The organism is Enterovibrio paralichthyis (assembly GCF_019209835.1).
GTDB lineage: Bacteria > Pseudomonadota > Gammaproteobacteria > Enterobacterales > Vibrionaceae > Enterovibrio > Enterovibrio paralichthyis.
The window spans coordinates 125425-137896 of record NZ_JAHUTS010000006.1 but is presented as its reverse complement, the minus strand read 5'-3'; the positions used below and the strand labels follow the sequence as shown (position 1 = coordinate 137896).

The 12472-nt window shown below is 52.7% G+C and carries 10 protein-coding genes; 7 read left to right on the top strand and 3 right to left on the bottom strand.

Annotated elements, in window-relative coordinates:
• Window positions 1-97: 97 nt before the first annotated feature.
• Both KU854_RS09645 and KU854_RS09640 read right to left on the bottom strand, forming a co-directional pair.
• Window positions 98-1321: a M20 family metallo-hydrolase gene (locus KU854_RS09645; protein WP_218358295.1), complete on the bottom strand. Its 1224-nt coding sequence runs from the start codon at window positions 1319-1321 to the stop codon at window positions 98-100.
• 2 nt (window positions 1322-1323) lie between these two features.
• Window positions 1324-1977, bottom strand: coding sequence for a DUF1028 domain-containing protein (locus tag KU854_RS09640; protein ID WP_218358293.1), 654 nt, complete (start codon window positions 1975-1977; stop codon window positions 1324-1326).
• Window positions 1978-2160: 183 nt separating this feature from the next.
• Here KU854_RS09640 and KU854_RS09635 point away from each other — a divergent pair, with 183 nt between their 5' ends.
• From KU854_RS09635 to KU854_RS09610, 6 genes are all read left to right on the top strand, one after another.
• A complete protein-coding gene (locus tag KU854_RS09635) occupies window positions 2161-3744 on the top strand; it encodes an ABC transporter substrate-binding protein (protein WP_218358291.1) in 1584 nt (527 codons plus the stop codon).
• Window positions 3745-3814: 70 nt separating this feature from the next.
• A complete protein-coding gene (locus tag KU854_RS09630; protein WP_218358289.1) occupies window positions 3815-4762 on the top strand; it encodes an ABC transporter permease in 948 nt (315 codons plus the stop codon).
• Window positions 4759-6636 carry a dipeptide/oligopeptide/nickel ABC transporter permease/ATP-binding protein gene (locus KU854_RS09625; protein ID WP_218358288.1) on the top strand — a complete coding sequence of 626 codons (1878 nt, stop codon included), beginning with the start codon at window positions 4759-4761 and terminating at the stop codon, window positions 6634-6636. The genes KU854_RS09630 and KU854_RS09625 overlap by 4 nt, the downstream gene beginning before the upstream one ends.
• Complete coding sequence (locus KU854_RS09620; protein WP_218358286.1) at window positions 6633-7586, top strand: ABC transporter ATP-binding protein; 954 nt, start codon at window positions 6633-6635, stop codon at window positions 7584-7586. Before KU854_RS09625 ends, KU854_RS09620 begins: the two co-directional genes overlap by 4 nt.
• Window positions 7552-8337, top strand: a complete 786-nt coding sequence (locus KU854_RS09615; RefSeq protein ID WP_218358285.1) for a FadR/GntR family transcriptional regulator — start codon at window positions 7552-7554, stop codon at window positions 8335-8337. Before KU854_RS09620 ends, KU854_RS09615 begins: the two co-directional genes overlap by 35 nt.
• Before the next feature lie 113 nt (window positions 8338-8450).
• Window positions 8451-8726 carry a DUF3081 family protein gene (locus KU854_RS09610; RefSeq protein WP_218358284.1) on the top strand — a complete coding sequence of 92 codons (276 nt, stop codon included), beginning with the start codon at window positions 8451-8453 and terminating at the stop codon, window positions 8724-8726.
• 43 nt (window positions 8727-8769) lie between these two features.
• Here the strand turns inward: KU854_RS09610 and KU854_RS09605 are convergent, their stop codons facing one another.
• Window positions 8770-9837 carry an acyltransferase gene (locus KU854_RS09605; protein WP_218358283.1) on the bottom strand — a complete coding sequence of 356 codons (1068 nt, stop codon included), beginning with the start codon at window positions 9835-9837 and terminating at the stop codon, window positions 8770-8772.
• Window positions 9838-10322: 485 nt separating this feature from the next.
• Between KU854_RS09605 and fusA the strand changes: the two genes are divergently transcribed.
• Window positions 10323-12410, top strand: a complete 2088-nt coding sequence (gene fusA / locus KU854_RS09600; protein ID WP_218358282.1) for an elongation factor G — start codon at window positions 10323-10325, stop codon at window positions 12408-12410.
• Window positions 12411-12472: the final 62 nt, after the last annotated feature.

Below are 12472 nucleotides of genomic sequence, written 5' to 3'. Positions count from 1 at the left end.
CCATGACGCACAGTGCGGCATGGGTGTTTTGCTTTCCAGTTCGTATCTACGCACTGATGCCGCGCATTGATTCGTCTAGGTGATGCAGTCGGGTAACTTATTGGTTTAGGTTGGTCAGCAACACTATCAGCGCATCAACTGCTTTCCCCATATCTTCATCGCTCGCATATTCTGCCGGGTTATGGCTGATACCCTTGCGACAGCGCACGAACAGCATGGCTACTTTGGTGAGGTCGGCCATGGCGGACGCATCGTGTGTTGCGCCGGAAGGCAGGTAGAAAACTTTCTCGCCAGTGGCTGCAATGGCATGAGCAATCGCCTGTTGTAAGCCATCATCACACAGCGTTGCGTTCTGGCTGTAGGTGCGTTCTATGTGGCACTCAAGGTCACGAAGCTGCGCCGTTTCCAGCGCATAGCTTTTCAGCATCTCGCCTGCTTTTTCTCGCACCGCATCGTTGGGTGAGCGAAGTTCGATGGAAAGGGTAACACTGCCCGGAACGGCGTTGACCACATTGGGTGACACATTCAACTGGCCGACGGTTGCCAGCAGTTCCGGGATACGGATTGCCAGCTTTTCGGCTTCCAGTATGACGGCAGCAGCGCCTGCAAGGGCATCTTTGCGTAAATGCATAGGAACGGTTCCGGCATGTGCCGCCTGACCGGTGAAGGTCAAAGTGTGGCGTTCAATACCGTTGATAGCGGTAACAACCCCCAACGGTAATCCTTCGTGCTCCAATACCGGGCCCTGTTCGATATGGGTTTCAATAAACCCGAGGATATTGTCCGGTGAACGTTTAAGTTTTGGGATGCTCTCTGGGTTTGCACCAAACCCGCGAAGTGCGTCTGCCAGTGATACACCGTCACTATCTGTGCGGTTTAGTACATCTAAATCGAGGGTGTCCGCCAAAGCCCGGGGGCCAAGCAGGGCGGTGGGGAATCGGACACCTTCTTCATCGGCAAAGGCCAGGATTTCGACAGAGAAAGGCAAGCGGATCCCTCGCTGCTGAATGGCTTGCAGCGCCACAATACCCAGAACGATGCCCATAATGCCGTCGTAACCGCCGCCCTGTTTTACGCTGTCCTGATGGCTTCCCATCAGGAGTACAGGTTTTCCTTCCCCGGCGTTGTAGCGGCCAATCAGGGTGCCCGCATCATCCATAGAGATGGACAGCCCGGCTTCGCATATCCAGCCTTTAATCAGATCAGCGGCGCGCTGGTGCTGCGCGGTAAATGGTAAACGGGTGACACTGTTTTCGGTTTCAGAGCATTCAGCCAACTGGGTCAGGTAGTGCTGGGCTTTTTGCCCTAAGGAGTAGTTCATGGTTAACGCTCCGGGTTTTCGCGGGTGGGTAGGGTAGTGAGCCAGCGCTGGTAATCGCTGTCTTGGTATTGTTCATACAGCCGTTGCAGAGCGGTTAAAGGGGTTTCGTGGTAGTCAATACGCAAGGTCAGCGGTGGGGTGTCTGGGCGAAAGACTAACAAGGATGCGGACAGCAACCCCCGGTGGTCGCCGCCAGCTTGCTGCGCTGCCACCAGCGTCTCGATAAGCTTTTCTTCAAAGCAGGCTTTAGAGCCTTGCATGGTATCGACCATGACATCCAGCACCTTCAGGTCAGTGAGAAGATTGCCGCTGACTACCAAATCCTTTTCCCAGCGGCCACCCCGGGCATTGCCGTTATTTTTACCGGTATAGATGGCGCCGTTTCCCTGTAAGTCCAGCGCTGCCAACTGACGGTATTCTGCGCCGCTGTCAGATTGGGTGACGGCATTGATGGCAGCATGTGCACTGCTTCCGGCTGCCATCAGTGTCAGTACGTCCTCGCCCCACATAGTGCTGGGTTTTGCCCCCTGCGAGGCTGACATTCCGGCATTGGGGTTGCCGCGTATCACCCAGCCACCCACACACAAGCTTCCCGTTGCCGCGGCAGCGCCAATCGCACCGCTTTGCGGATCACGTGCTAATACTGAAAAGGTCATAGGTCTCACTCCTGAGCCAATCATTGAAGTGTGGAATGGTCACACTTTGAACATAATTTATCATGATAAATACTTGCGGCAAGTAATTTATAGTGATAAATCTGAATAAAAGTTAACCGTGCGTTAACTGTTTGGTAACCGCACGCAAACCAGTCACACAAACAAATGGGAAGGAGTTTCCCCATGAAACAAGCGAAAAGTGAGTTCATGAAATCGCTGCGGAGTGCAGCCAAAAGCGCGTTGATTGCAGTCTGTGCACTACTGCCGCTGACAGTTGCAGCACAAACACCACCCAATGTGCTGATCGTCGGTCAGGTTGCAGAGCCGAAATCGCTGGATCCGCAGGCGGTGACGGCGGTGAATGATTTCCGCATCCTGATGAACCTGTATGAAGGCTTGGTGCGCTACAAAGACGGCACACTGGAAGTAGAGCCTGCGCTGGCAGAGAGCTGGACAGTCAGTGATGACGGTAAGGAATACACCTTCAAGCTGCGTAAAGGCGTGACTTTCCACGACGGTACACCTCTCACGGCAGAAGCAGTGAAATTCAATTTTGACCGCATGCTGGATGAGTCACACCCTTACCACAACACTGGGCCTTTCCCGCTGGCTTTCTTCTTTTCCTCGGTGGACAACGTGGAAGCGGTAGACCCGCAAACCGTGAAATTCACGCTCAGTGCGCCTTATGCGCCGTTTCTTTCCAACCTTGCTTATCCAACCGGGCTGATTGTGTCGCCGGAAGCGGTGAAAAAATACGGCAAAGACTTTGGCCGCAACCCGTCAGGCACTGGCCCTTTCCGTTTTGCTGAGTGGGAGTCCAACAGCAAGGTGGTAGCAGTACGCAATGATGACTACTGGGGCGACAAAGCCAAGCTGGAAGCGGTGGTGTTCCGCCCAATTACCGATGCCAACACCCGCGTGGCGGAAATGTTGGCTGGCAGCATCGACATGATGGTGGAAGTGCCGCCCAATGCCTTGTCTGAATTTGAAAACGACCGCTTTAAAGTGGAAGAGCAGGCTGGCCCACACCTGTGGTTTTTGATCCTCAATGCCAAAGAAGGGCCGTTTGCCGATAAACGTATGCGCCAGGCGGTGAACTATGCCATCAATAAAAAAGCACTCGTTGAAGGTGTGCTGGAAGGCACAGCTGAAGTCGCGGCTGGCCCAACGCCGCCCGCGTTTGCCTGGGCATACAATGACAGCCTGCAGCCGTACCCATATGACCCTGAAAAAGCCAAAGCGCTGATCAAAGAAGCGGGTCAGGAAGGGGCGAAGCTGACGTTTTATGTGACTGAAGGCGGCTCAGGTATGTTAGATCCTGTGCCATTGGGCACTGCGATTCAGGCCGATCTGAAAGCGGTCGGGCTGGATGCAAACATTGAAACCTATGAGTGGAACACCTTCCTTGGCAAGGTAAACCCTGGGCTGGAAGGTAAGGCAGACATGGCTGAAATGGCGTGGATGACCAATGACCCGGATACCCTGCCGTACCTTGCGCTTCGCACTGAAGCGTGGCCAGACAAAGGCGGCTTCAACTCGGGTTACTACTCCAACCCTGAAGTCGACAAACTGTTGGTGGCAGCCCGCGAGTCGACTGATCAGGCCGAGCGCGCCAAGCTCTACCGCCAAATGCAGGAAATTGTGCAGGAAGATGCGCCTTGGGTCTTTGTCGCGAACTGGAAGCAAAATGCGGTGACCAGCGCTCAGGTGAAGGATTTCAAACTGCAGCCTTCTTTCTTCCTCATCCTGGATGATGTTCAGAAATAAAACCAATGCACCCGGGCGTTTTGTCTGGGTGCTGTTTTTCCTGACGTGAACGCAGAAGGGAGCACTGCGCGTGGGTAGCTATTTTTTACGCCGTCTGGTGTCGGCAATACCGGTGTTGTTCGGTATTACCGTGATTGTTTTTCTAATCATGTCCATGATCCCCGGCGACCCGGCAACGGCGATCCTCGGTGCGTATGCGACCCCTGAAAATGTCGCCAAAATCAACAAAGACCTCGGCCTCGACCAGCCATTGGTAAATCAATATTTTATCTGGCTGACGAATATGCTGCAGGGCGACTTTGGCCGTTCCTATTCGCTCAACCGTCCTGTGATTGATGAAGTGATGGAACGTTTCAACGCCACCATGATCCTGGCGGGGGTGTCGTTTGTGCTCTGTTCGTTTCTCGGCATCATTGCCGGTGTGGTCTCTGCAGCGCGTCAATTTTCGCTGGCGGACAAAGGCATCACACTGGTGGTGTTACTGGGCATTTCAATTCCGTCCTTTTTCCTCGGCATGATGATGATCCTGCTGTTTGCCGTGAACCTGCGCTGGCTGCCGGTTTCAGGCATGTATGCGATATACGGTGGTGGCGACCTCCCAGATTTGCTGATGCACCTCATCATGCCCGCAGTGGCACTTGCTTCGGTAGCAACCGGGGTTATCGCCCGCCTTTCACGCTCTGCCATGCTCGAAGTGCTGCGTCAGGATTACATCCGTACCGCCCGTGCCAAAGGTGTGCACGAACGAAAAGTGATTTGGAAGCACGCGCTCAAGGCCGCCATGGTCAGCATCATTCCTGTGCTGGGTATCCAGGCGGGTTTTGTGCTTTCCGGTGCGGTGTATATCGAGATGGTTTTCCAGTGGCCGGGTGTCGGCAAAATGCTGGTGGAAGGGATTTTGAAACGCGACATCCTGCTGGTGCAGGGCGGTGTGGTGTTCGTGGCAGCCTGTTATGTGCTGTTTAACATCGCCGTGGATATGTTGCAAAGCTGGCTCGACCCGAGGATCAAAGCATGACGGCATTTTTAAAACTGCTGGCACGCAACCGGCTGGCTGCTTTTGGCGGCATTGTGCTCAGTATTATCGTATTTCTGGTGCTGGTCACCCCGCTGCTGGGCTTGCAGGATCCGGCAGCGACGGATACCGCGAACCGTTTTTTGCGCCCATTGAGTGACGGTCACCTGCTGGGTACTGACCAACTTGGCCGTGATTTGCTGTCCCGACTTTTGTGGGGGACGCAACTGAGTCTGGCGGTAGGCTTTGCCGCGGCATTGATTGCGGCTTTGATTGGCTCGGCCATTGGGATTGTCGCCGGGTATTTTGGCGGGCGTATCGATAATGTCTTTATGCGAGGCATCGATATCCTGATGGCATTTCCTTACATCCTCTTGGCGCTGGCCATTGTGGCAGCACTGGGGCCGGGCCTGCTTAACGCGCTGGTGGCGGTAGCTGCGGTCAATATTCCCTTTTTCGCCCGTAATATCCGCGGCGTGACAGTTTCTCTGGCGCAACGTGAATTTGTCGAAGCGGCGCGTCTTTGTGGCATGTCTGACATGCGGATTATCTGGTCTGAAATTGTCCCGAATGTGATCCCTGTGATTGTGATTGCGATGTCGACAACCATTGGCTGGATGATTCTGGAAACCGCGGGGCTGTCATTCCTCGGCTTGGGCTCACAGCCGCCGCAGGCAGATCTGGGCTCAATGCTGGGCGAAGCGAGAAATGCGCTAATCACCGACCCTCACGCCAGCGTGGTGCCAGGCATTATGATTTTCTTTATCGTGATGAGCATTAACCTTCTGGGTGATGGGGTGCGTGATGCGCTCGATCCGCGCCTTAAATCCGGTGCGCTAACCCGTCCGCAACCGGCGACCAAGATTGACCCCACTTTCAATGACGCGAAAGAAGAGAGTAATCCTGATGCCGTGCTGTCGGTGAATGCACTCGAAACCCAGTTCCGTATCGCGAAGCGCGTTTACCGCGCAGTAAACCAGGTGTCGTTTGATATCGCTCCGGGTGAGTGTCTTGGGCTTATCGGTGAGAGTGGGTCGGGTAAATCGGTCACCGCACTTTCGGTGATGGGGCTGGTCGCCTCACCGCCGGGCGTGATCAGTGGCGGTGATATCCGGTTCAAAGGCGATTCGCTGATAGGCGCCAGCTACGAAACCTTGCGTAAACTTCGCGGCAACGATGTGGCGTATATTTTCCAGGATCCGCTGGCCACACTGCACCCATTGTTCCGGGTCGGTGAGCAAATGATGGAAGCGATTCTGGTGCATGAAAAAGTCCCCCCCGCCGATGCCCATGCGCGGGCAGTTTCCCTGCTTGAAGCGGTGCATATTCCGAATGCGCCAGAGCGGATGAATGCCTTTCCCCATGAACTTTCCGGAGGAATGCGTCAGCGGGTGGCGATTGCCATGGCGTTGGTAAATAACCCGTCGCTGATCATTGCAGATGAACCGACGACTGCGCTGGATGTGACCGTGCAGGGGCAGATCCTCGCGCGGCTGGATGAGCTTCGCCGCACCCGCAATGTGTCTGTGCTTTTCATTACTCATGACTTTGGTGTGGTCGCCCAGCTTTGCGATCGCGTAGCGGTGATGTACGCCGGGAAAATAGTCGAAACCGGGAAAACGGCAGAGGTGCTGGATGCGCCAGCGCACCCTTACACCAAAAAGTTGATTGCCTGTGTGCCGGAGCTGGGTCGTGGTAAGGGCGATCTGGAAGCCATTCCCGGTTTGCCTCCGGTGGTGGATAAACTGCCACCGGGCTGCGCATTCGCGGCACGTTGCTCAAAAGCCAAGGCGGCCTGTGAGACTGGCGATGTTGCATGTCACCAACATGCCGGACGCATGGTGTTGTGTCACTTTCCTGAGGAGAAATGGGTATGACCGCAGCGTTGCAAATTCAGGGATTGAAGAAAACCTTCTATTTCAAAAAACCGCTCTTTTCTGCTGCGATGCCCGGCGTGAAAGCGGTACGCACAATCAGTCTGGATGTTGAGCAGGGCGAAACGCTGGGTATTGTGGGCGAATCTGGTTGCGGCAAATCGACCCTCGCCCGCATGCTGGTGGGGCTGACAACACCCACAGAAGGCAATGTATTGGTGGAAGGCGAGCCACTTGCGCTGGATAAACCGGAAGAAAACGGCAAACGCATCCAGTATGTGTTTCAGGATCCGATAAGCAGTCTGAATCCGCGCAAGACTATCCGCCAGTTGATGGAGGTGCCGCTGATTTATCTGCATAAAATGGACAAGGGCGCACGCGAACAACGTATCCGGGAAATCTTTGCTGAGGTGGGGCTTCGTGAAGAGTTTCTGGATCGCTACCCCCACGAGTTCTCTGGTGGACAGGCGCAGCGGATTGGTATCGCCCGTGCGCTGGCAGCCAACGCTCGTATATTGGTGTTGGATGAACCGGTGTCGGCGCTGGATGTGTCGGTACAGGCGCAGGTGCTGAACCTGTTGGCAGCACTGAAACAATCGCTGTCGCTGACGTATCTTTTTATCAGCCACGATTTGGCGGTAGTGGAGGCGGTGAGCGACAGGGTCGCTGTGATGTATTTCGGCTCACTGGTGGAGCTTGCCCCGGCAGAAAAGATTTTCAATTCACCCAAACATCCTTACACTCAGTTGCTGGCAAATAGTGCCCCAGTGGTAGGTCGTCCTCTGCAAGTGCCTAATCAGCATGCAGAATTGCCCGACCCGCTTAATCCGCCGAAAGGGTGTGCGTTTGCCTCAAGGTGTCCTCGTGCCCAACCTGATTGCCTGGAAGCATCGCCCCCTTTGACACAAGTTACGGAGAATGAATTTGTCGCCTGCTACCACCCCCTCGAATAACACAGCGCCGTCTGCCAAAATGCGCCGCCCTTATCAGGTCGCGGAGGCAATAAAAAGCTGGATAGTCGAACAGGGGCTTCAGCCCGGAGACAAATTGCCCCACGAACAGACCCTGATGGAGCTGTTTGGCATGTCCAAAGGCACCATTCGTGAAACCATGCGGGTGTTGGAAGCCCAGGGGCTGATCATTACCCGCACTGGCCCAAAAGGCGGCGCGTTTATCAATGCGGTGTCTGAGCCGCTGGCCAGCAGCTTGCTGAGCAATTATTTCTTCTTTAATGAGTTGTCAGTAAAAGACATCTATCAGCTGCGTCGATTACTGGAACCTGAACTGGTGGCGAATCTCGCAGGCAAACTGACTGAACCACAGTTGGCCGCGCTGGAGTCAAATTTAGAGAAATATGCAGAGCCTGCGAAGACGGCAGAAGATGAACGGCGTCAACATATTGATTCGCTCCAGTTCCACCTTATTCTTGCAGAGCTTGCAGGGAATGAACTGCTTGGTTTTATGATCCGCTTTATGGTGCGGATGCTGACGGATCTGACTGTCTATCGCCGTCTTTACGAGCCGCCTAACCACGAATTGTGGGAGCAGGGGTTTAATCATCAGAAAAACCTGATCGTTGCGCTACGAGATGGCCGCGCAGAGGACGCCCGTGCGATCATGCATGAGCACATGGACATGGCGCAAAGACTGATGGAAGCGCAGGAAGCGGAAATGGCGCGCCGTTTTATGCGCCACACCCCGTAGCTGTCCCCCATTCTGATACAGATCATTATTTCCTTCATTGAATTGGCGTGCTTCAGGTATGGCACACATACTAAAAAGAGAAGGCATTGTTGCCGTTCTCCGAGGAGGGAATGATGAAAAACGAACTGGATCCCACCAAGTTGCTCGCCGCCTATGAAGTGGTGATGCAAAAAGGGACAGAGACTGAGTTGGGGAAAATCTACCAAGGCGTGGAAGCCGTGTCGGATTATGACGGTTACAACGTGTTTTTGCGCGGGATTGGGGTGGAAGTGCATATTGGCTTTCACAACACCTATAACATCAAATACGATCAACTCCACATACGAGACAGTTTTTTGCAAAAAATCGATGCATTAGTCTCTGAGAAGACAATCGACACCCACCATTAAAAAAGCCCGGGCAACCGGGCTTTCTCATCATTAGTTTTCCAAATCAGCTTTCCAGTTTCTCTCCCACTCTCCGCGGGGACGATTTTTCAAACTGCACCAGAAACCGCGTGAATGGCAGTTTTTCCAACCCAAATACCAGCGCAAATGAAAGTAGCAGCGTGAGTGGCGCGACCAGGAGATCTTTCGTCAAACCCTCAATGCCGTAAATACCGAAGAGGTTAAACAGGATGATCAACGGGACGAAGTGTGCAACATAAACGCCGAGTACCCGTTTGCTGAGTGCATGCACCAAAGGTTTATTCCCCAACTGCGGATGGTTTTTCAGCAAAGAGAACAGGCCAATGGCAATCAGTGGCGTGCCGAGCAAAAAGTCGTGGTTTGCCATCCAGATGTCATAACGGCCAAGGAGAGTGCCTTCTGCGAGGATAAGCACCGTGCCTCCGACAAACATCATCCACGACATGCTGTTGGAAAAAGTAATGTTGCGACGGCGCAGTTCAAAACCGGCGGTTACCATCAACAAGCTGAAAAACGGGCCGTTGCGGGTAAAGATAGGCGCCGTTCCTTCCATGACCGGTTGGTAGCTTCCTGCCCCCAATCCCCATACATAAAGTCCAAGCGCCAAGGGAACAATAAGGCTTTGCTGACCTTTACCGATCAGTAGCGCCAAGATGCCAAGCGCGCAGAGCAAACCGGGAATATACCAAAGGTGCACCAAGCCACCTTCAAACAGAGTATTTAACGGAGTCTGCAGCAGGTAATCCCAATAACCGGAACGCTCTGCCAAGTAACCCTCAGTGAAAACAAGGTCGAATCGGAATGGCAGGGCGAGATAGATAGCACTCCAAGCCAACCAAATCACCATCAGGGGATTGGCATAGCCTAGAAAGGTTTCTTTCGGCGCTTGTGTCAGTTTGGGTTGGACAAAAAAGCCGGTCAGGACAAAAAAGAAAGGCACGGCAAAACGGCACACTTGGTTAATCACATCCGACAGGGTGTTGATATTTTCACTGTAGAGTTCGCCGCGAAGGGGGCCGGCGTGAATCGTCACGACGGCAAAAATAGCCAGCAAACGCCCCAGTTCGAGCGAAGAGATCCGCGAAGTAGACATAGAAGCTCCGATTGAGGGAACGTGTAAAAATTGCTGCGCACTATAAAGAGGAAACTTCCTGACTCTGAGTATTGTTTCTCTGATTTGCGAAGTTGAGAGGGATTGCAGGCTGAATAATGGTGTGTTTGGTTGAAAAAAAATCGCTTTGTCTCCAACTCCTCAATCACAAACGACAAAAGTCATGACTCGCCATTAAGAAGAAGAGAAAAGCGCTGATTCTGGGTTTGGGTATCGCGCAATTCGGGTCTACGCTGTAATCCGAAACTAGGCAAGGTAACAATGGTTGGGTGGGAAAACGGGTCTCCCGGAGAGGAAATGGCCCCGTAGCGTACGGAAATAGCTGCCAAAATACGCAGAATAGTGTCTGGAAATGCGCTCGTGACAACTTATCGTCTATCACTGCGCTCTACATGTTTCTTTACGCGACAACGCCTGCTATACTCCCCGCCCTGATATAAGCCAGTAATTGTTTATAGAGACGAACAATGACAGATCTAAATAAATACAGAAACATTGGTATTTTCGCGCACGTTGACGCGGGTAAGACCACTACCACCGAGCGTATCCTGAAGCTGACCGGTAAGATCCACCGCACCGGTGAGGTTCACGATGGTGAATCAACTATGGACTTCATGGATCAGGAAGCTGAGCGTGGTATCACCATCCAGTCAGCAGCAACTACCTGTTTCTGGAAGGATCATCGTTTCAACGTAATCGACACCCCGGGACACGTTGACTTCACAGTTGAAGTATACCGTTCTCTGAAAGTACTGGACGGCGGTATCGGTGTATTCTGTGGTTCAGGCGGCGTTGAGCCTCAGTCAGAAACTAACTGGCGTTACGCGAACGATTCAGAAGTATCTCGTCTGATCTTCGTAAACAAACTGGACCGTATGGGTGCAGATTTCTTCCGCGTAGTAGAGCAAGTTAAGAAAGTTCTGGGCGCAAACCCACTGGTTATGACTCTGCCAATCGGCCGCGAAGACGAGTTTGTAGGTGTGGTTGACGTTCTGACTCGCCAAGCGTTCTTCTGGGACGACTCAGGTCTGCCAGAAAACTTCGAAATCAAAGAAATCCCAGCAGACATGGTTGACGATGTTGAAGAATATCGTGAAATGATGATCGAGTCTGCAGTTGAGCAAGACGACGACCTGATGATGGCTTACATGGACGGCGAAGAGCCTTCTATCGAAGACATCAAGCGTTGTATCCGTAAAGGTACCCGTGATCTGGCGTTCTTCCCAACTTACTGTGGTTCTGCATTCAAGAACAAAGGTATGCAACTTCTGCTAGACGCAGTTGTAGATTACCTGCCTTCTCCAACTGAAGTTGACCCACAAGAACTGACTGATCCAGAAACTGGTGAGCCAACTGGCGCAGTAGCAACTGTATCTGTAGATGAGCCTTTCCGCGCTCTGGCGTTCAAAATCATGGACGACCGTTTCGGTGCACTGACCTTCATCCGTATCTACTCAGGTAAACTGAAGAAGGGTGACACTGTACTGAACAGCGCAACGGGTAAAACTGAGCGTATCGGCCGTATGGTTGAGATGCACGCAAACGACCGTAACGAGCTGGATTCAGCACAAGCTGGTGACATCATCGCGGTTGTTGGTATGAAGAACGTTCAAACTGGTCACACTCTGTGTGATGTTAAGCACGAATGTACTCTGGAACCAATGATCTTCCCAACTCCAGTAATCTCTATCGCTGTTACTCCTAAGGACAAAGGCGCTTCTGAGAAACTGGGTGTTGCACTGGGTAAGATGGTTGCAGAAGATCCATCATTCCAAGTTGAAACTGACGAAGAAACTGGCGACACCATCCTGAAAGGTATGGGTGAGCTTCACCTGGATATCAAAGTTGACATCCTGAAGCGTACTCACGGTGTTGAACTGACTGTTGGTGCTCCACAGGTTGCTTACCGTGAAACCATCACCAAGCCAGTTGAAGACAGCTACACTCACAAGAAACAGTCTGGTGGTTCAGGTCAGTTCGGTAAGATCGACTACCGCATCAAGCCAGGCGAAGTGGGTTCAGGCTTCAAGTTCTCTTCTACCGTTGTTGGTGGTAACGTTCCTAAGGAATTCTGGCCAGCAATCGAGAAAGGCTTCAAGTCTATGATGGAAACTGGTCCAATGGCTGGCTTCCCAGTACTGGACGTTGAAGTTGAGCTGTTCGACGGTGGCTTCCACGCAGTTGACTCATCAGCAATCGCGTTCGAAATCGCAGCGAAAGGTGCGTTCCGTCAATCTATGCCTAAGGCTGGTCCACAACTGCTGGAACCAATCATGAAGGTTGACGTGTTCACTCCAGAAGATCACGTTGGTGACGTAATCGGTGACCTGAACCGTCGTCGTGGTATGATCAAAGACCAGCAAGCTGGTACCACTGGTGTTCGCATCAAGGGTGACGTACCTCTGTCAGAAATGTTCGGTTACATCGGTACCCTGCGTACTATGACTTCTGGTCGTGGTCAGTTCTCTATGGAGTTCTCACACTACGCACCATGTCCTACTAACGTAGCTGACAAAGTAATCGCAGAGCAAAAAGAGAAAGACGCTAAGAAGTAATTCTTAACGACTCTTTAGCTTAAAAAGCCCCGCAAGTGAAAGCTTGCGGGGCTTTTCTATTT